Source organism: Luteimonas saliphila (assembly GCF_016774335.1).
GTDB classification, from domain to species: domain Bacteria; phylum Pseudomonadota; class Gammaproteobacteria; order Xanthomonadales; family Xanthomonadaceae; genus Luteimonas; species Luteimonas saliphila.
In genome coordinates, this window is sequence record NZ_JAETWA010000012.1 from 1 (window position 1) to 20,192 (window position 20,192).

The window sequence follows — 20,192 nt, forward strand, 5'->3', positions numbered from 1 at the left end:
GGGGCGAGCGCGTTCGGCGCGGGCGCGCAGGCCAACGGCGCGTTCAGCACCGCCAGCGGTGCGGCGGCCACGGCCGATGGACTGCAGGCCACCGCGATCGGCTACAGCAGCGTGTCTTCCGGACTGGCGTCCACCAGCCTGGGCGGGTTCGCCGAAGCCACCGGGGACTTCTCGACCGCGCTGGGCTACGGCGCCGAGGCGAACAACACCCGCACGACCGCGGTCGGCATCTCGTCCTCGGCCAGCGGCCTGAACGCCACGGCGATCGGCAACACCGCGACTGCGAGCGGCAACAACAGCGCCGCCCTGGGCAGCAGCTCGAACGCGACCGGCCTCAACGCCACCGCGATCGGCGGCTCGGCGCGGGCGACGGCCGACAACGCCACTTCGGTGGGCCAGTTCGCCTGGGCAACGGCGGCCGGCGGCACCGCGATCGGCCGCGACTCGTACGTCTACGGGGCGGGCGTCAACGCCACGGCCGTGGGCCTGAGCGCCTGGGCCAACGGCGAGAGCAGCGTGGCCCTGGGTGCGGGCTCGCGCGCGACGGAAGCGAACGTGGTGTCGGTGGGCAACGGCACGGGCGGCACGCATCCGGCGACGCGCCGGATCGTGAACGTCAGCGACGGCATCGCCGCCAGCGACGCGGCGACGGTGGGGCAACTGCAGGAGGCGACCGAGCACACGCGCTACTTCGCCGCATCGGGCGGTGCGGACAGCGACAACGGGGCGTACGTGGAAGGCGAGTACGCGACGGCGTCGGGCGAGTCGGCGACGGCGGTGGGCGAGGGGGCCTCGGCCTACGGCAGCGGCGCGTTCGCGCTGGCCGACCAGTCGACCGCGGTGGGCTTCAACGCCGCGGCCAGCGGGCAGTATGCGATCGCGCTGGGCGCCTCCGCGACCGCGGTAGGCGACGGCGCGGTGGTCCTGGGCCCGGGCGCAACCGCCTGGGGCTCGGCCGCGGTGGTCGTGGGTTCGGGGGGCACCGCCAATGCCGATTTCGCGACCGCGATCGGCGCCTTCGCCAATGCGGCCGGCACCACCAGCCTGGCGGTCGGCCGCAATGCGGTGGCGCTGGCCGACTTCTCGGCCGCGATCGGCTCCGGCGCCTACGCCCAGGCCGAGAACAGCGTCGCGCTCGGGCAGGATTCGATCGCCGATCGCGAGGACAGCGTGTCGGTCGGCAGCGAGGGCAACGAACGCCAGATCACCAATGTCGCCGATGGCCGGATCGCGCTCGGCAGCACCGACGCAGTCACCGGCGGCCAGATGTACGACGCCCTCGACAGTACCGCGCAGATCATCGGCGGGGGCTCGGAGGTGACGGCATTCGGGACCCTGTCCGCGCCGGCATTCATGATCCAGGGCAGCACCTACTTCAGCGTCGGCGATGCCTTCGGTGCGGTTGATGCGCAGATCAGCCTGATCGACGGTCGCCTGACCGCGTTGGAGGGTTCCTCGTCCGCGACGGCCTCCAGTGCCAATGCGACCTCGGCGGGCAGCCGCCGCCTCGGAGACACCGGCGGTGCAGGCACGGGCGCGCAGGCCGAAACCGGCGGCGGACTCGCGTCCGGCGACGGCGGTGGGCAAGCGGCTGGCACCGGATCGACCGCGGTCGCCGTCGGCCAGGGCGCGGTCGCGACCCAGTCGACCGCCACCGCGATCGGCGACGGCGCCAGCGCGACGGCGGCCGGCTCGGTCGCGCTGGGGCAGGGTTCGGTGGCCGATCGCGCCAACACCGTGTCCGTGGGCAGCGCCGGCAACGAGCGCCAGGTCACCAACGTCGCGGCCGGCACCCAGGCCACCGACGCGGTGAACGTCGCCCAGCTCGAGTCGACCGCCACCCAGGCGGTGGCCGACGCGAATGCCTATACCGACCAGAAGTTCAACGCCTGGAGCGACAGCTTCTCCGCTTACCAGTCCCAGCTCGAGCAGCGTTTCACCGACCAGGACCGCCGGATCGACCGCCAGGGCGCGATGGGCGCGGCGATGCTCAACATGGCCACCAGCGCCGCGGGCATCCGCACCCAGAACAGGGTCGGCGTCGGCATCGGTTTCCAGGGCGGGCAGAGCGCGTTGTCGCTCGGGTACCAGCGCGCGATCAGCGACCGCGCGACGATCACCGTCGGTGGCGCGTTCAGTGGCGACGAGAACTCGGTAGGCGTCGGCGCCGGCTTCGGTTGGTGACGTGCACGCGGGAGGCAGGCCCCTGGCCTGCCGTCCGCAGGAAAAAAAGGTCCCCGCGGCGCGCGAACCTGCGCATCCGTCGGTCGCGGGGATCGCGTTCGAGTCCAGTGTGATTGCAACAGACGGTCATTGCGGCGCGCCTCCTGTTCCGGTCGCGTCGTCCATGTGCGAGTCGACCCACGTTCCCAGAGAGGGCATTCCATGAAGAAGCGCAACATCCTCCCCTGCACCCTTGCCATCGCCGTGATCGCCGCGATCGGCGCCACCGGCGCCACCGCGGGCAAGAAGGCGAAGTTCGCCGCGGACACTTCCAACCTGTCGGCGAGCCTCGGCGACCAGCAGCTGTTCCACCGCTTCGTCGTGGAGTACCGCGACGGCGCGCGCGAGAAGACCGACCGCAGCGCCGCCGCGGCGAACGTCACCCGTGCGTTGTCGCGCTCGGGCCTGGCCAAGGGCCGGGCGACCAGCGCCAGCCACCTGCGCAGGCTCGCCACCGGCCAGCACCTGATCAAGGTCTCGCGCAGCCTCGACCGGGTCGAGGCCGACGCCCTGCTGCGCCAGCTCGAGGCCGATCCCAACGTGGTCTCGGTGCGCCCCGATCGCCTGCGCCAGATCGCGCGCTTGCCTGACGTGCAGCCGGCCTACGTGCCGAACGACCCGCTCTTCGTCGAGTACCAGTGGCACATGCTGGCCCCGGACGGCACCGCGACCTTCGACGGCGGCCCCAACCGCGGTGGCGCGAACGTTTCGGCAGCGTGGGACCTGGCCGACGGCAACGGCGTCACCATCGCCGTGCTCGACACGGGCATCACCGCGCATCCTGACATCGACACTTCGCTGGCCGATGCCGGCTACGACTTCATCTCCGATGCGTTCGTCTCCGGCCGCGACACCGACGACCGCGTGCCCGGCGGCTGGGACCTGGGCGACTGGACCATCGGCTACCCGGGCGCGGAAACCTGTCAGCAGCGCAACAGTTCGTGGCACGGCACCCATGTCGCCGGCACCGCGGGCGCCCAGGCCACCGACAACGGCATCGGCATGACCGGCGTGGCCTACAACGCCAACGTGCTGCCGATCCGTGTGCTCGGCCATTGCGGCGGCTACGACACCGACATCTCCGACGCCATCGTCTGGGCCGCAGGCGGCGAGGTCGAGGGCATGCCGATGAACGAGAACCCGGCGCACGTGATCAACCTCAGCCTCGGCGGCGCGGGGGCCTGCACGGACTACGAGGCCGACGCCATCGCGCAGGCCAATGCGCTGGGCGCCGTCGTCGTGGTGGCGGCCGGCAACCAGAACGCGAACACCTCGAACTATTCGCCCGGCAACTGCCCGGGCGTGATCACGGTCGCCTCCAACGGCGTGACCAGCCGTCGCGCCTACTACTCCAACTTCGGCGACGGGATCGAGATTTCGGCGCCCGGCGGCGGCGTGTACGCCAATGACGGCAGCAGCGGCACCCAGATCTTCGACGGCTTCGTCTGGCAGGCCCGCAACCCGAGCACCACCACGCCCACCCCGCTCGCCGGGATCAACCCCGCCACTGCCTACGGTGGCTCCGCGGGCACCTCGCAGGCCGCCCCGCACGTGGCCGGCGTGGTCGCGCTGATGCAGGGCGCGCGCCTCGACGCCGGCATGCCGCTGCTGACGCCGGCCGAAGTGCTCGACATCCTGCAGGATACGGTGACCCCGTTCACTGTCGCCCCGTCGGCCTCGCAGCCGATCGGCCCGGGTATCGTCAACGCCGCTGCGGCCGTGGCCAAGGCGATCGAACCGCCCTGCGAGGTGGATTGCGCGCCGGACGCGACGCCGATCGTCAATGGCGTGGCAGCGACCGGCCTGTCCGGTACGGCCGGCAGCGAAACGCTCTACAGCATCACCCTGCCCGAGGGCGCCCGCGGTCCGCTGAGCATCACCACCACCGGTGGCAGCGGCGACGTCAACCTGCTGGTCAGCTTCGAGGAGGAGCCGACCGCGGAAGATGCCGACTACCGTTCCTCGCGCCCCGGCAACAACGAGACGGTGCGCGTCAACGCGCCGCAGGCCGGGACGTACTACATCAAGCTGGTCGGCGCGCGCGCCTACGCCAACGTGCGGCTGACTGCCCGCCACAACTGATCGCAGTCGCGTCGTCACCTGAGCCCCGGCCGAGGCCGGGGCTTTTTTTTGTTCTTCATCGCGACCACGGCGAGGCGCGGTTTGCGGGCGCTTGCGCCCGGCGCCGGCCGACGCGGCTGCTGGCCGCTGAGCGATGCGCCCACGACGCGATGGCGGCGGGTCATCCAGCGTCGCCGGGCAAGCTGGTAAAGTCGGGTACCCCGTCGGAAGCTCCCCGTGAACGCGATTCCCGACCCTGCCGTCAGCGAGCCCGAGGCCCAGGACGCGGAAGGCCGCATCCTCGCCGTGCTGCTCGCGAAGCAGCAGCTCAAGGACGTGGACCTCGCCCGCGCGCGCCGGCTGCGGGAAGAAACCGGCGGCGCGCTGCTGATGTTGCTGTCGCGCCTGGGCCTGGTGTCCGAGCGCGACCATGCCGAGGCCTGCGCCATGGCGCTCGGCCTGCGTCTGCTTTCCGGAAAGGAGCTGCCGGCCTCTCCGCCGGAACTGCTGCCCGATGCGCAGCCGCTGAGCGTGCGCTTCCTCAAGCAGTTCCACCTGTGCCCGATCGGCGAGAGCCGCGGCCGGCTGGCGCTGTTGATGGCCGATCCGCACGACGGCTACGCGCTGGACGCCGTGCGCCTGGCCACGGGTTGCCAGGTGCAGCCGGTGGTCGGGCTGCGTTCGGAGATCGACGATCTGATCGAGCGCTGGCACGGCCAGGGCCGCAGCGCGATGGGCGCGATCGTCGAGACCGCGGACGGCGAAGGCGGCGGCGACATGGACGACGTCGAACACCTGCGCGACCTGGCGTCCGAGGCGCCGGTGATCCGCCTCGTGAACCTGGTCATCCAGCGGGCGGTCGAACTGCGTGCCTCCGACATCCACATCGAGCCGTTCGAGAACCGGCTCAAGGTGCGATACCGCATCGACGGCGTGCTCGATGATGGCGAAAGCCCGCCGTCGAACCTGACCGCGGCGGTGATCAGCCGGGTCAAGATCATGGCCAAGCTCAACATCGCCGAGCGCCGCCTGCCGCAGGACGGGCGCATCATGCTGCGCGTGCAGGGCAAGGAGCTCGATCTTCGCGTGAGCACGGTGCCGACTGCGCACGGCGAGAGCGTGGTGATGCGCCTGCTCGACCGCGAGACGGTGGTGTTCGACTTCGAGCGGCTCGGGTTCACCGGCGATTTCCTCCCTGCATTCCAGCGCGTGCTGGAACAGCCGCACGGGATCCTGCTGGTCACCGGCCCCACCGGCTCGGGCAAGACCACCACCCTGTACACGGCGCTGTCGAAGCTCAACACACCCGGCGTCAAGATCATCACCGTCGAGGACCCGGTCGAATACCAGATCGAGGGCATCAACCAGATCCAGGCCAAGCCGCAGATCGGGCTCGACTTCGCCCATGCGCTGCGCAGCATCGTGCGCCAGGATCCGGACATCATCATGATCGGCGAGATGCGCGACCTGGAGACCGCGAAGATCGCGATCCAGTCCGCGCTCACCGGCCACCTCGTGCTCAGCACGCTGCACACCAACAACGCCGCCGGCGGCATCACCCGCATGCTCGACATGGGCGTCGAGGACTACCTGCTGACCTCGACGGTCAACGGCATCCTCGCCCAGCGCCTGGTGCGCCGGCTCGAGCCGACGCATGCGGAGCAGTACCCGGCCTCGCCCGAGGAGATCGAGAAGTTCGGCCTGCGTCGCCTGCAGCCGCAGGGTGAGATCTTCCTCTACCGCGCGCGCGGTTCGGCGATCGCGCCCACCGGCTACCTCGGCCGCACCACGATCATGGAGTTCCTGGTCATGAACGACGAGCTGCGCCGCGCGGTGATGCGCCACGCCGGCATGGGCGAGCTCGAGCAGCTCGCGCGCAAGCACGGCATGCGCACGATGTACGAGGACGGCATCGCCAAGGCGCTGGCCGGCGTGACCACGATCGAGGAAGTGCTGCGGGTGACGGAAGATGCGTGAACCGGCGCTCGCGCGGATTGGCTTGGCTACGCTGCTCGTCGCTACGCTGGCGACAGTCCTGGCGGCGGCCGCCGCCGAGGCGGCAGGACGGGGCGCTCCGATGGAGGCGACGCGCAACGAGCTGGCAGGATTCGCGATCGGCAGCGGAAGGCCCGCACTCGCGCTGCAGGTGGACGTGGTCGACGGCAAGGTGGCGTCGGCGGTTCCGGCGGTGGACGGAGGCGGCAACCTGCGCGCGGTCCGCAGCGGCACGGACGACGAACCGATGCTGACCGTGAGCGGCGCGCTGCCGGTCGCGGTCAAGTTCGACCTGTACCTGTCGCAGGACGGCGAGCGCTTCACCTACACCAGCAGTTGCGCACTGACGCCCGGGATCTCTTCGTTCGAGATGTGGCGACAGCCTGTGCGCGAGTTCGCGCTTGGCAACCCGCGCGTGGTCGCCAACGGCAAGGTGCGCTGCGAGTAGGCCAACGTCGATGCCCCTGTACCGCTACAAGGCGCTCAACTCGCGCGGCGAGATGCTCGACGGGCAGATGGAAGCCGTGAGCGACAGCGAGGTGGTATTGCGCCTGCAGGAACTCGGGCACCTGCCGGTGGAGGCGGCACTCGCCAGCGAAGGCGGGGGCGCGGCATCGTGGAAGTCGCTGTTCAAGCCCAAGCCGTTCGCCGGACAGCGGCTGGTGCAGTTCACCCAGCAACTGGCGACCCTGCTCGGCGCCGGGCAACCGCTCGACCGTGCGCTGACGATCCTGCTGGAACTGCCGGAGGAGCCCGCTGCCCGGCGCACCGTGCTGGAGATCCGCGATGCGGTGCGCGGCGGAACCGCGCTGTCTGCCGCCCTGGAGCGTCAGCACGGCACGTTCTCGCGGCTGTACATCAACATGGTGCGCGCCGGCGAAGCCGGCGGCAGCCTCGAGGACACCCTGCAGCGGCTTGCGGATTACCTCGAACGCAGCCGCCTGCTGCGCGGTCGCGTGGTGAACGCGCTGATCTATCCGGCCATCCTGGTGGTGATGGTGGCGCTGTCGCTGATGTTCCTGCTCGGCTACGTGGTGCCGCAGTTCGCGGCGATGTACGAGAGCCTCGACGCACCGCTGCCGCTGTTCACCAAGATCGTGCTCGCGCTCGGCCTGTTCGTGCGCGACTGGTGGATCGTGCTGCTGGTGGTGCCGGCGCTGGCGCTGTGGTGGCTCGACCGGCGCCTGCGCGACCCGGTATTCCGCACCCGCTTCGACGGCTGGCTGCTGCGGCAGAAGCTGGTGGGGCCGATGGCGGCGCGACTGGAGACGGCGCGACTCGCGCGCACCCTGGGCACGCTGCTGAAGAACGGCGTGCCGCTGATGGCGGCGCTGGGCATCGGCAAGACCGTGGTCGGGAACCGCGTGCTGTCCACCGATGTCGAAGCCGCGGCGGAGGAAGTGAAGAATGGCGTCGGCCTGTCGGCGGCGCTGGGCAAGGGCAAGCGCTTCCCGCGGCTGGCGCTGCAGATGGTGCAGGTGGGCGAGGAGTCCGGGGCGCTCGATGCGATGCTGCTCAAGACCGCCGACACCTTCGAGCAGGAAACCGGCCAGGCGCTCGACCGCATGCTCGCCGCCCTGGTGCCGGCGATCACGATGCTGCTGGCGCTGGTGGTGATGGTGGTGATCCTGGCGGTGCTGGTGCCGATCTACGACCTGACGAACGTGATCGGGTGAAGGATTCATACGGTACGCGCGATGATGCGATGCACGACACGGGACTGGAGGGTTGAGACGATGCGGAATCGACGATGGCAGGTGCGGGGTGGGGCAGGTGATCGGGCGCTGGAGGCGGTAGCGGGCAGTCAGAGGGGGCTGGATCGTTTCTCGCGCGGACGATTCGCTGGTGTCAGCCGTGGCGACGGCCTCGTTGAAGATGCGCCGGTGGGATCCGCGTGGCGCGGCGACGGCATCACCAACGTGCAGGCGATGGGTGCACGGCAGCCGGAGGGGAGGGTCCGTAGGCGATTCACTGATGTCGGCCGTGGCGACGGCCTCGTTGACGAAACCGCGTTGGGATCCGCGCAGCGCGGCGACGGCCTCATTCCCGATGCGGCGTTACGCTATTCGCAGCGCGGATTCAGTCTGATCGAGATCATCCTGGTGGTGGTGCTGATCGGCGGCATCGTCGCGTTCGCGGCCACGCGCATCCTCGGCGGCGGCGATCGCGCCCGCGTACGCCTGGCCGAGGCGCAGGTGCAGACGCTGGCCGAGAAGGTCCACCAGTTCGAGATGGACACCGGGACGCTGCCAGCCACGCTCGACCAGCTGGTGGTGCAGCCTGGGGGCGCGGTCGGCTGGCTTGGACCCTACGCGAAGGTGTCCGAGCTGAGGGACCCATGGAATACGGCTTACGAGTATCGTGCGCCGGGCGACGGCAAGCCGTTCGACATCGTCAGCTACGGTGCGGACCGCAAGCCCGGCGGCGACAGCGTCGACGCCGACATCCGCAACGATTGAACGATCGTCCTGTCGCGGCGGACAGCAGCATGCGTGGCGTTCGCCGCCATCCGCAGCGGAACAGGGTCGCCCTCCCCGGGCGGGCAGGGCGCGGCCGGGTCGCGTCGTCGCAGCGCGGTTTCTCGCTGCTCGAGGTCCTGCTGGTCATGGCGCTGATCGCCACGACCGGGCTGCTCGCGGCGGGCGTTCTCACCGGAGGCTTCGACCGCATGGCGCTGCGCTCCAGCGCCAAGGAGCTGACGGCCCAGCTGCGCTTCGCGCGAGCGCACGCGATCGCCACGGGCACGCCGCAGCGGTTCACGGTCGATCCCGCCGCACGCGCCTGGCAGGGCGCGAACGGCCGCGGCGGCGATCTGCCGGAGCAGCTCGACGTGCACTTCATCGGCGCACGCGAGGTGCAGCCGGCGCAGGGCGTCGGTGCCATCGTGTTCTTCGGCGACGGCGCCTCGACCGGAGGGCGCGTGCAGCTCAGCCTGCGCGATGCGGCATGGAACATCGAGGTCGCCTGGCTGACGGGCGAGGTCACGCTGCGGCGGGGCGAGGTGGCGCGATGAGGCTTCCGACGCCCGGGCGATCGACCGGTGTCCGCCGAGGCGGCCGAATCGTCGGTTCGGCATCGGGGCATTGCGCACCGCATGATGAGGGCATCGTTGTCTTCGCGCCGGCACGTCGGGCGCGGCGCGAAGGGTCCGTGTCCTCGCGCCCCGGCGCCGGCCGCGACGCCGCCATCGGTCCTGCGTCGTCGGCGCGCGGCCCGCGGCAGGAAAGCGGTTTCGACAGGCGATTCATCGGCATCGGCCGCAGCGACGGCATCGATCGCCGGAGGTCGTTCGGCGTGCGGCAGCAGGGCTATACGCTGCTGGAGATCATCGTCGCGTTCGCGGTGCTGGGGCTGGCCCTGACGTTGTTGCTGGGCACGCTGTCCGGCGGCGTGCGTCAGGTGCGCTGGTCCGCGGACGTCGCGCGCGCGGCGCTGCATGCGCAATCGCTGCTGGACGAGGTCGGCGTCGGCGAGGTGCTGGTGCCCGGGCGGCGCGACGGCCAGTTCGAGGGCGGCCGCTACCGCTGGATCCTGGACGTGGCGCCGTTCGCCGATCGCGACCGCCCGCCCGGGCAGCCCGTCGACCCGTTCGCGCCGCAACTGCTGCAACTGCAACTGGTGGTGACCTGGGGCGAGGGCGGTCCGCGCGAGCGGCTGCAGCTGCACTCGCTGCGACTGGTGCAGCCGGATCCATCGGGGGTGTCGGGGTGAGGGGGGGCTGGTGGCGGCGGAGGGGCAGGGTGGACCGTGGCAGCGGTGTTGCTGGTGTTCGGTCGGTGGAGCGTGTGGGGCAGGCGAAGGGCGGGCTTGGCGGGCGATTCATTGGCGTCGGCCGTGGCGACGGCATCGTTGACGCGTGGTCGGTGGGTGGGCGGCGGCAGAAGGACGGTTCGTGCAGGCGATTCACTGGCGTTAGCCGTGGCGACGGCATCATTAGCGTGAGGGCGGTAGGTGCACGGCAGCGCGGATTCACGCTGCTCGAGATCCTGCTCGCGACCACGCTGCTGGCGGCCGGGCTCGCACTCGGCTTCGCCACCCTGCGCGCGGCCACGGCCACGGTCGATCGCGGCGAGGCGCTCGCCGCCCGCACCGAGCGCATGCGCGCGGTCGAGGGCTTCCTGCGGCGGCGGCTGTCGTCCGCTACGCCGATCGCGTTCGCGATCGAGGAGGACAGTGGTCGCATGGTCCGCTTCATCGGTGAGCCGGAGCGGATCCGCTTCGTCGCAGACCTGCCCAATTACCTCGGTCGCGGCGGCCCGCACCTGCACGATGTCGCGGTGCTCGACGGCGAGGGCGGCCCGCAGCTCGCGGTTGCGTTCTCGATGGCGATCGCCGGCGGCACGATCGAGGACCGCAACGCGCGCCCATCTGAACCGCTGGTGCCGGACCTGGTCGAAGCGCGTTTCCGTTACCGCGGTATCGGCGAGGACGGCCTGCTCGGCGAATGGAGCGATCGCTGGGAACAGGTCGACACGCTGCCGCTGCAGGTGTCGGTGGAACTGGCCAGCCGCAGCGGCGGCAACTGGCCGCCACTGGTGGTGATGCTGCCGCAGCGCATGGGCGGGATGGTGCCGTGAGCCGCCGTCGCATGCGCATGCGCGGTGCGGCGCTGATCCTGGTGCTGTGGCTGACCGCGCTGCTGGCGGCGCTGATCGGCGCGTTCGCGATGACCGCGCAGATCGAGTACCTGCAGACGCGCACGCTCGGCAGCGGCCTGGTCGCCGCGCAGGCCGCGCGCGCGGGCCTCGAGTACGCGGCGACGCGCGTGTCGGACCCCGATCCGCTGCGGCAGTGGCTGCCCGACGGTCGCGCCTACCCGTGGCGCTTCGCCGATGCCGAGGTGGAGGTGCGGATCGTCGACGAGTCGGGCAAGCTCGACCTCAATGCCGCCGATGTCGCCGCGTTGGCCGCACTGATGCGCGCGGTCGGGGTCGAGCCGGACGCGGCCGATGCGGTGGCGGCGGCGATCGTCGACTGGCGCGACCCGGACGACCTGACCCAGCCGCAGGGCGGCGCCGAGGATCCGCAGTACGCGGCCGCCGGCCTGCCATGGGGAGCCAAGGACGCGCCGTTCGAGACCGTCGCCGAGGTCGAACAGGTGCTGGGGATGACCCCGGACATCTATGCGCGGCTGGCGGGGCACCTGACGATCCACAGTGGGCTGCCGATCCCCGACCCCCGCTTCGCGACAGCGGCGGTACTGGCCTCGATGGGCATCGACGCCGAGCAGGTACTGGCCAATCGTGAACGTCCCCCGCAACCGGGCGATCCCTCGTTCGTGGGCGCCGGCAGCGGCACGTATAGTATCGACAGCCGTGCACGGCTCCGGGACGGGCGCGAATCCGTTCTGCGCGCCGTGGTCCGGCTCGGGCCCAGTGGCGTGCCCGGGTCGGCATTCACCGTCATGAGATGGGAGGAAGGCGCGTCGCCGCGATGATGGCCGTCGTCGAACAATCCGGAACGGCATCGTCGGGCCTGCGTGGCGGTTTGCGCCGTGTCGAGGGTTCGCTGCGCCCGCGCCTGCGCGATTTCCGCACCTGGTGGACGCGCGCGCTCGCCAGCTGGCTGCCGGCGCGTATGCGCGACCTGTTCGGGCTGTCGCCGCAGCGGCTGCTGCTGCGGCGTTCGGGAAGCGACCTGCAGTTGTCGCTGTGGCGGGGCGAGGGCGTGCGCATGCTGGCCGACGTGCCGATGCCGGAACTCGTATCCGGCGAGGGCGACCCCCTGGGCACGTTGTTGTCGCCGCGCATGGCCGAGGTGCCGCGCTGGCTGGTGCTGCCGGCGACCGCGGTGCTGCGTCGCCAGCTGACCTTGCCCGCGGCGGCGGGCGAGCGCCTGCGCGAGGTGCTCGGCTTCGAGATCGACCGGCAGACACCCTTCACCGCCGCCGAAGTGAGCTACGACGCGCGCATGCTCGGCCGCCGCGGCGACGACCAGCTCGAGGCGGAGCTGGTGGTGGTGCCGAAGGCGACGCTGGATGCGGCGCTCGAGGGCCTCGGGCCGCTCGCGCCGACACTGGCGGGCGTGGACGCCGCCGATGCCGTCGACGAACCGCTCGGCGTCGACCTGATGGGCGGCGCGCAGCGTCGCCGGCGCGACGATCCGTGGCGCCGCCGCAATGCCGTGCTGCTGCTGGTCGCGGCGGCGGCGCTGTTCGCGGGCATGTGGCAGATGCTGGCGAACCGCGAGGCGGCGGCAGAGGTGTTCGCGCAGCAGGTCGACGACGCCGTGCGCCAGGCGCGCAGTGCGTCGCTGGAGAAGCGCCAGTTGCTCGACCTGATCGAGGGTGGCGCGTTCCTGCGGGCCACGCGCGCCGGCAAGCCGACCATGGTCGAGGTGATGGACGAGCTCGCGCGGCGGCTGCCGGACGGCACCTATCTGGAGAAGCTGTCGGTCGAGGGCGACCGCGTCCTGCTGATCGGCCTCAGCAGCGAGGCGTCCGCGCTGGTCGGCCGGCTGCAGGGCTCGCCGCTGTGGACCTCGCCGGCCCTGGCTGGCGCGCTGCAGCCGGATCCGCGCACGCGCATGGATCGTTTCACCCTGACCGCGACGCTGGCGACGGCGGCGACCGGAGCGCAGGATGGAACCGCGACGGCGGAGGCGGCGGATGCAGCCGGAGCCCGCTAGCCGCGACCGCTGGCTGGCGCTGGCGATCCTCGCCGGCGTGCTGGCGCTCGCCTACCTGCTGCTGGTGCACCCGTGGTGGACGGTGCCGCTGCTCGAGACCAATGCGCGCATCGATGCGCTACGCGAGCGCGACCTTCGCGCGCGCATGGAGCTGCAGCAGGCGCCGGAGGTGCGCAAACGCCTGGACGCCGCGCGCGCCGCGGCCGGCAGCGCGCCGGGCTTCATGGCCGAGGCCAACGTGCAACTGGCGACGTCGGCGCTGGTGCAGCGCCTCGAACAGGCCGTGCTGCAGGCCAGTCCCGGCAACCGCAGCTGCGCGATCAGCAATCGCCAGCCGATGAACGATACCCGCCAGGAACGCTTTCCGCGCGCCACCGTGCAGGTGCGCCTGACCTGCGGCAACCCCGAGCTCGCCGCGGTGCTGCACTCGCTGGAAAGCGGCTCGCCGCGCCTGTTCGTCGACAATCTCAACATCCTCGCCCAGCGCTACCAGTTCAGCGGCAACCAGGGCAGCGGCGGTGGGGTCGACGCGAGCTTCGACCTGTCCGGCTACCTGCAGCCGGTGCCGGGGGCGGGGACCACCGATGCGCGCTGAAGACGCCGGTGCACGCACCTGGCTGTATGCCGCGTTCGCCGGCTGGGCGCTCTGCGTCTGGGTGCTGGCGATGTTCGGCATGGGCGGCAGCATCGACCGGCTCGACGACGACCCCTCGCTGCGGCAGACGCTGCCCACGCCCGGCGCGCCCGGCAACGAACGGCTCGGGCCGCTGCCGCAGTACGGCGACATCGCCGCGCGCCCGTTGTTCACCGACAACCGCCGCCCGCAGCCGTTCGTGATCGATCCCATGGGCGAGACCGGCGAGGCGAGCAACGATTTCGACTACATGCTCACCAGCGTGCTGCGCACGCCCGACCTGCAGATGGTGATCCTGCAGCCGGGCGGCGGCGGCGATCCGGTGCGCGTCAAGCAGGGCGGGGCGCCGGACTCCGCACCCGGCTGGGTGCTGCAGTCGGTCGAGGCGCGGCGCGCGGTGTTCGCCGGACCGGAGGGCGAGCGCACGCTGGAGCTGCGGGTGTTCGACGGCGTCGGCGGGCAGGCTCCGACCGCGATCGCGGCGCCACCGGCAGACGCCTCCGGCATGCCGGGGCCGGCGCCGCCCGCGGTCGCCGATGCCGACATGGTGGTGCGGCCGCGCGCCACGGGTGGCGCGCAGGCACCGGAGCAGAGCGGTCCGCAAGGACCGGGAGCGCCCGGGGGCGCCACCGATGCCGCGGCCCAGCAGCAGGCGGCGCAGGACCAGGTGGAGATGATCCGGCGCCGCATCGAGGAGCGCCGCGCACGGTTGCGCCAGGAAGAATCGGCGCGTTCGAACCAGCCAGCCAACCAGACCAAATAGACTGTGCCGATGACTTCCCGAACCTCGTGCCAATCCGCCATCGCAGCCTGCCTGGCCATCCTGCTCGCGGCCTGCGCCTCGATGCCGCCGCCGACGCTGTCGCGGGGCCAGCAGCGGGCACCCGTGCAGGCCGGCGCCGCAGGGCCCGGCGGGGTCCAGGCCGAAGTGCTGGAAGACGACGAAGGTCCGCGCGCGCAGATCCGCAGGGGCACCGGCCAGGTCATCAACCAGGGCGCCGCCGCGGCTGCGCCGCCCAACCTCGGCGGCAGCACCGGAGAGGCCTCGTTCAACTTCGAGGGCGAGCCGCTGCACGCCGTGGTCAAGGCCATCCTCGGCGACATGCTCGGACAGAACTACACCATCGCTCCGGGCGTGCAGGGCACGGTCACCCTGGCCACGCCGCGCACGGTCAGTCCGGCGCAGGCCTATGTATTGCTCGAACGAGCGCTGGCCGACAACAACGCGCGCATGGTCTACAGCGGCGGCATGTACCAGATCGTGCCGGCGGATGCGGCGCTGCCCTCGGGGACCGTCGCCCCCCGCACCGGCGGCGCGGCGGCCGCGCGCGGCTTCGAGGTACGTGTGGTGCCGCTGCGCTTCATCTCCGCCACCGAGATGGAGAAGGTGCTCAAGCCCTACGCACGGCCCAATGCCATCGTCGCGGTCGACAACGGCCGCAACACGATCACCGTCTCCGGTTCGCGGGTGGAACTGGAGAACTACCTGCGCACGATCGAGATCTTCGACGTCGACTGGCTGTCGGGCATGTCCGTGGGCGTGTTCCCGCTGCAGACCGGCAAGGCGACCCGCGTGGTCGCGGACCTGGAGAAGGTGTTCGGCGAACAGAGCAAGTCGCCGGTCGCGGGCATGTTCCGCTTCATGCCGCTGGAAGGCGCCAACGCGGTGCTGGTGATCACCTCGCAGCCCGACTACCTCGACGACATCGGCGACTGGCTGGAGCGCATCGACAGCGCCGGCGCCGGCATGCGCCTGTATTCGTACGATCTCAAGTACATCAAGGCGCGCGACCTCGCCGAGCGCCTGGCCGAGGTGTTCGGCGGCGGCGGCGGGCGCAGCGGGGGCAACGACACCGGCGGCTCGCTGATGCCCGGCCTGACCCCCGCCTCGATCGGCGGCGGTACGGGCCAGTTCGGCAGCGACGGCAGGGTCGACGGCGACGACTCGATGGGATCGCTGGGTGGCGGCTCGGGCAACAGCGGCGGGCTCGGCAGCGGTTCGCTGTCGCTGAGCCAGGACCGCGGTGGCGCGAGCGCCGTCACGCTCGAGGTCGAGGGCGACCGCGTCGGCGTGTCCGCGCTCGACGAGACCAATGCGCTGCTGGTGCGCAGCACGCCCTCGGCCTGGAAATCGATCCGCGAGGTGGTCGAACGGCTCGACGTGATGCCGCTGCAGGTGCATATCGAGGCGCAGGTCGTGCAGGTCCAGCTGACCGGTGAACTCGAGTACGGGGTGCAGTGGTTCGTCGAACGGGCCATGACGGATAATGGGTTTCCCGAATTCCTGCCACCCGAGGCCGGTGGACCCAGTCGCTGGAGCACGCTGGCGGGCAGCGTCGGTGGCGTGTCCGGCCCCGGCCTTGCGTGGACCCTGGTCAGGAACGATGCGGCGGCGATCATCCGTGCGCTCGACCGGGTGACGGACGTTCGGCTGCTGCAGACCCCGTCGGTCTTCGTCCGCAACAACGCCGAGGCCGAGTTCAACGTCGGTGACCGCATTCCGATCGAGTCGGTTTCGGTCAATCCCATCCTGGGCGGCGATACCAGTCTGACATCGGTGCAGTACATCGAGACGGGTACCATCCTGAAGGTCCGGCCGAGGGTCACGGTCGACGGCACCGTGTTCCTCGACATCGTGCAGGAGATCAGCTCGCCATCCGCGACCTCCGAATCCCAACCCAATCCCCGTATCAGCACCAGGCGGCTGAAAACCGAGGCCGCGGCGCAGGACGGCGATACCGTCATGCTGGCAGGTCTGATCAGCGACGGAGTGACGCGTGGTGCTGGTGGAATCCCGGGCCTGAGCCGGATACCGGTGCTGGGGGCGTTGTTCGGGACTCAAAGCTCGGAAACCACCCGCAGTGAGACGATCGTATTGATCACCGCACGTATCATCCGCAACAACGCCGAGGCGCGTACCCTCACCGACGAGTACAGCCGCCGCTTCCGCGCGATGGAGCCGCTGCACCGGGCGAGGGACTGAGGCGCGCACGTGGCGGCATCCGGGGACCTGCATGGCTGAGCTGCCGGTCGTGCTGCTGCCGGTCGGCGTCGACGACGACGCACTCGATGCCTGCCTCGCCGCGCTCGATGCCGGTACCCCCGCCGGGACCCGCGTGTGGCTGGCGGACGATGCGCAGGCCGGTCCGCGTGGCCTGGCGATCATCGAACGCTGGCTCGCGGCCACGCCACTGCAGGCCGACTACACGCGCCGGCAGCGACGCCTCGGCGAGGTCGAACACGTGAACCAGATGCTCGCCGCCTGCGGCGATGCCGATGTGATCGTGCTGGCACCCGATGCGGTGCCCACCGCCGGCTGGGCGACCCAGCTCGCCGCCTGCTTCGCGCGCGATGCCGCGATCGCCAGCGCCACGCCCTGGTGCAACGCTGGCGAGGTCGCGGCCTGGCCGCGGATCGGCGAGATCGCGCCGATGCCCGGCGATCCGACGCGGCTGGCACGCGCCTGCGCGGCGATGCCGCCGATCCATCCCGAACTGCCGGCCGCGGTCGCGCACGCGGTGATGCTGCGCGGCAGCGCCCGGCGCAAGGCGGGCGGGCTCGATGCGGCCAGCTACGGCTCGTGGTACGCCGCGCTGATCGACCTGTCGCTGCGCCTGTCCGGCCTGGGCTGGCGCAACGTGCTGTGCGAGACCGCGTTCGTCGCGCGCGGCGGCGAGGGCGGCCCGTGCGATGGCGACATGGACGCGCTGGCGGCGCGCTGGCCGACCTGGCATTCGCGGCTGGCGGCCTTCCTGATGGACGATCCGCTGTACGAAAGCCGGCAGTCGCTGGCGCGCCGCTATGCCGCGATCGAGGAGGCGCCCGCGCAGCAGCAGCTGTTTCCGGGTGGCGACGCGGTGGCGACGGCGTCTGCGGACCACGAAGTCGGCAATGGCGATGGCGACATCGAGGAGGAGCATGCGGCGGGGGAACCCCCGGCCTCCCGGGACGCCTCGCCTTGAACGTGGCGTCGCCGCCCGCAGCCGCGGACATCGTGGCCGTCGTGGTCAGCCACCAGAACGGCAGCACGATCGAAGCCTGCCTGACCCGGCTGCGCGCGGCTGCGGGGATCGCGCAGATCCGCGTCGTCGACAACGGCTCCACCGACGCGACGCTCGCCGTCGTGCAGCGCCACGCCTCGCTCGACCCGCGAGTACGCTTCATCGGCAATCCCGACAACCCGGGCTTCGCGGTCGCCTGCAACCAGGGCGCGCGCGATGCCGACGCGCCCTGGATCGCCTTCGTCAATCCGGATTGCCTGGTGGGAGACGACACGCTGTCGCGGCTGCGCGCGCATGCGCGTGCGCTGGACGTGCCCGCATTGCTGGGCGTGGACCTGGTCGGCGAGGACGGCGTGCGCGACCCGGCCGCGCGCCGTCGCGATCCCGATTTCGGCGCCATGCTGCGCGGTGCAGCGGCACGCGATCTGTCGGTTCCGCGCGACCCGGCACGCGCGCTGCAGCCGGTGGATGCCGTATCCGGCGCATTGATGCTGTTGCCGCGCACACTGTTCGAGCGCATCGACGGTTTCGATCCCGGCTATCGCCTGCACGCCGAGGACCTGGACATCTGCCGTCGCGCGCGCGCGGCCGGCGCCGTGGTCGCCGTGGCGAACGACATCGACGTGCTGCACCTGCGCGGCGTGTCCAGCCGTTCGCGCCCGGTGTTCGTCGAGTGGCACAAGCATCGCGGCCTGTGGCGCTATTTCCGCCGATTCGAGTGGGAGCGGCGGGGCGGGGTCGAGCGCTGCGCCATCTGGCTGGCGATCTGGTCGCGGCTTCCGCTGGCGGTGCTCCGGCGGGCCGGCTGCTGAGGCGCCATCTGGACCGGTCGTCCGAGCGGACCGGTCGTCGGCCGCCCGCCGCGCGGGCGCGGTTCGAGCGCTACAGGCATCGCAGCCCGGCGCCGATCTGCGGCTTCAGCGGTGGCGGTTGATCTCGTCGCGCAGCGATTTGGCGGCGCTGGCCGCGGCGTCCGCGTAGCCGGCTTCCATCGACGCGTAGAGGATGCCGCGCGACGAGTTGATCATCAGTCCGGTGCCGTCGGCGGTCGCGCCGTTGCGCACCACCGCGGCGACGTCGCCGCCTTGGGCGCCGATCCCGGGGATCAGCAGCGGCATGTCGCCGACGATGCCGCGGATCACCTTCAACTCTTCCGGGAAGGTCGCGCCGACGACCAGCGCGCAGTTGCCGCTGGCGTTCCAGTCGCTGGTGATGGTGCGCGCGATGTGCTGGTACAGCGGTGCGCCATCGACCTGCAGTTCCTGGAAATCGCGTGCGCCCGGATTCGAGGTGTGGCACAGGAAGATGCAGCCGCGATCGTTGCGCTGCAGGAACGGCGCCGCCGAGTCGCGGCCCATGTAGGGATTCAACGTGACCGCGTCGGCGCCGAAGCGGTCGAAGGCTTCCACCGCGTACTGTTCGGCGGTGGCGCCGATGTCACCGCGCTTGGCGTCGAGGATGACGGGGAGGTCGGGATGGACGCCGTTGAGGTGGGCGATCAGGCGCTGCAGCGCGACCTCGCCGCCATTGTGCGCGGCGAAGTACGCGATCTGCGGTTTGAACGCGCAGGCGAACTCGGCGGTGGCGTCGGCGATGTCGCGGCAGAATGCGAACAGCGCGTCCCCGCTGCCATCGGGCGCGCTGTCGACGTAGGCATCGGGGAACTTCGCCGGATCGGGGTCGAGGCCGACGCACAGCAGGGTGTCGGCCTGCTGCCAGCGGTCCTTGAGTTTGCGGATGAAGCCCATGCGCGGTCCTCCGTCGGGTTCAGGTCACCACGATCGGCGCGCCTGCGGTGACGACCACCGTGTGTTCGAACTGCGCCGCAAAGCCGCGCTGGCAGCGCAGCGACCAGCCGTCGCCGGCGTCTTCGGCCCGGGTGCTGTGGGTGGCGAGGAACGGCTCGATCGTGATCACCATGCCCTCGTGCAGGCGTCGGGCGTCGCGCGGATCGTAGTGTCCCGGGATGTTGCCCGGCGACTCGTGCAGCGCGCGGCCGACGCCATGGCTGCCGAGGTTGCGGATCACCCGCAACCCGCGACGGGCGGCGACCGACTCGATGGTCCGGCCGATGCCGTTGATCCGTTCGCCAGCGCGCAGTTGCGCGATGGCGGCATCGCGCGCTTCGCGGGTGGCGTCGAGCAGCCGTTGCTGGCCGGGCGACGCCGCGCCGACCACGAAGCTCGCGCCGGTGTCCGCGAAGTAGCCTTCGAGCTCGGCCGACACGTCGATGTTCACCAGATCGCCTTCGCGCAACAGCGTGTCGTCGGGAATCCCGTGCGCGACGACGGTGTCGACGCTGATGCAGGTCGCGCCGGGGAAGCCGTAGGTCAGCTGCGGTGCCGAGCGCGCGCCGGCCTCGCGCATCATCCCGGCACCGAGCGCGTCGAGCTCGCGCGTGCGCACGCCGGGAACGGCCGCCTCGCGCATCGTGGCGAGGATCGATGCCACCAATGCCCCTGCGCGCTGCAGTCCTTCGAGTTCGGATGCGTGTTCGATGGTCATCGTTGACTCGCGGGGGGTTCGCGCGGGATCCCTCGCTGCGCTCGGGATGAGCATCCGGCCTGCGGCCCCGGGGCGGGAAGGGTAGCGAGCGACGCGCGGGCCGGGTTGGTCCGGGGGTGGGTCACGGGATCCCTCGCTGCGCTCGG

General features: G+C 71.3%; 18 protein-coding genes. 16 read left to right on the forward strand and 2 right to left on the reverse strand.

Features of this window, described 5'->3' with window-relative positions; translation table 11 throughout:
- From JMO03_RS02325 to JMO03_RS02400, 16 genes are all read left to right on the forward strand, one after another.
- Positions 1-2,184, forward strand: a 2,184-nt coding sequence (locus JMO03_RS02325; RefSeq protein WP_202839819.1) for a YadA family autotransporter adhesin, incomplete at its 5' end; no start/stop codon positions are given.
- Between the two features lie 201 nt (positions 2,185-2,385).
- Entirely contained in the window at positions 2,386-4,305 is a 1,920-nt protein-coding gene (locus JMO03_RS02330) for a S8 family serine peptidase (RefSeq protein WP_202839821.1), read from the forward strand.
- Between the two features lie 216 nt (positions 4,306-4,521).
- Entirely contained in the window at positions 4,522-6,261 is a 1,740-nt protein-coding gene (gene gspE / locus JMO03_RS02335) for a type II secretion system ATPase GspE (RefSeq protein ID WP_202839823.1), read from the forward strand.
- A gap of 22 nt (positions 6,262-6,283) precedes the next feature.
- The gene (locus JMO03_RS02340; protein ID WP_202839825.1) at positions 6,284-6,727 is read left to right on the forward strand and encodes a hypothetical protein; all 444 of its coding nucleotides are present in this window, start codon (positions 6,284-6,286) and stop codon (positions 6,725-6,727) included.
- Positions 6,728-6,737: 10 nt separating this feature from the next.
- The gene (gene xpsF, locus JMO03_RS02345; RefSeq protein WP_202839827.1) at positions 6,738-7,955 is read left to right on the forward strand and encodes a type II secretion system protein XpsF; all 1,218 of its coding nucleotides are present in this window, start codon (positions 6,738-6,740) and stop codon (positions 7,953-7,955) included.
- A gap of 336 nt (positions 7,956-8,291) precedes the next feature.
- A complete protein-coding gene (gene gspG, locus JMO03_RS02350) occupies positions 8,292-8,738 on the forward strand; it encodes a type II secretion system major pseudopilin GspG (RefSeq protein WP_238345831.1) in 447 nt (148 codons plus the stop codon).
- Between the two features lie 29 nt (positions 8,739-8,767).
- Entirely contained in the window at positions 8,768-9,292 is a 525-nt protein-coding gene (gene xpsH, locus JMO03_RS02355; protein WP_202839829.1) for a type II secretion system protein XpsH, read from the forward strand.
- A 281-nt stretch (positions 9,293-9,573) separates the two neighbouring features.
- Positions 9,574-9,990, forward strand: a complete 417-nt coding sequence (gene xpsI / locus JMO03_RS20950) for a type II secretion system protein XpsI (RefSeq protein ID WP_337926343.1) — start codon at positions 9,574-9,576, stop codon at positions 9,988-9,990.
- A gap of 221 nt (positions 9,991-10,211) precedes the next feature.
- A complete protein-coding gene (locus tag JMO03_RS02365; protein WP_425491762.1) occupies positions 10,212-10,856 on the forward strand; it encodes a prepilin-type N-terminal cleavage/methylation domain-containing protein in 645 nt (214 codons plus the stop codon).
- 11 nt (positions 10,857-10,867) lie between these two features.
- Positions 10,868-11,716, forward strand: a complete 849-nt coding sequence (locus tag JMO03_RS02370; protein ID WP_202839849.1) for a type II secretion system minor pseudopilin — start codon at positions 10,868-10,870, stop codon at positions 11,714-11,716.
- Positions 11,713-12,906, forward strand: a complete 1,194-nt coding sequence (locus JMO03_RS02375; protein WP_202839835.1) for a PilN domain-containing protein — start codon at positions 11,713-11,715, stop codon at positions 12,904-12,906. Before JMO03_RS02370 ends, JMO03_RS02375 begins: the two co-directional genes overlap by 4 nt.
- Positions 12,887-13,501 carry a type II secretion system protein GspM gene (gspM, locus tag JMO03_RS02380; protein WP_202839837.1) on the forward strand — a complete coding sequence of 205 codons (615 nt, stop codon included), beginning with the start codon at positions 12,887-12,889 and terminating at the stop codon, positions 13,499-13,501. The genes JMO03_RS02375 and gspM overlap by 20 nt, the downstream gene beginning before the upstream one ends.
- A complete protein-coding gene (locus JMO03_RS02385) occupies positions 13,491-14,303 on the forward strand; it encodes a general secretion pathway protein GspN (RefSeq protein WP_202839839.1) in 813 nt (270 codons plus the stop codon). Before gspM ends, JMO03_RS02385 begins: the two co-directional genes overlap by 11 nt.
- A gap of 9 nt (positions 14,304-14,312) precedes the next feature.
- A complete protein-coding gene (gspD, locus tag JMO03_RS02390; RefSeq protein ID WP_202839841.1) occupies positions 14,313-16,523 on the forward strand; it encodes a type II secretion system secretin GspD in 2,211 nt (736 codons plus the stop codon).
- Positions 16,524-16,554: 31 nt separating this feature from the next.
- Positions 16,555-17,502, forward strand: coding sequence for a glycosyltransferase family 2 protein (locus JMO03_RS02395; RefSeq protein WP_238345832.1), 948 nt, complete (start codon positions 16,555-16,557; stop codon positions 17,500-17,502).
- Between the two features lie 2 nt (positions 17,503-17,504).
- Entirely contained in the window at positions 17,505-18,353 is an 849-nt protein-coding gene (locus tag JMO03_RS02400) for a glycosyltransferase (protein WP_337926344.1), read from the forward strand.
- Positions 18,354-18,458: 105 nt separating this feature from the next.
- Here JMO03_RS02400 and pyrF read toward each other — a convergent pair whose 3' ends face one another.
- Together pyrF and map are read right to left on the reverse strand one after the other, a co-directional pair.
- On the reverse strand, positions 18,459-19,289 hold the full coding sequence (gene pyrF, locus JMO03_RS02405; protein WP_202839843.1) for an orotidine-5'-phosphate decarboxylase: 831 nt from the start codon (positions 19,287-19,289) through the stop codon (positions 18,459-18,461).
- A 19-nt stretch (positions 19,290-19,308) separates the two neighbouring features.
- The gene (gene map, locus JMO03_RS02410; protein ID WP_202839845.1) at positions 19,309-20,046 is read right to left on the reverse strand and encodes a type I methionyl aminopeptidase; all 738 of its coding nucleotides are present in this window, start codon (positions 20,044-20,046) and stop codon (positions 19,309-19,311) included.
- Positions 20,047-20,192: the final 146 nt, after the last annotated feature.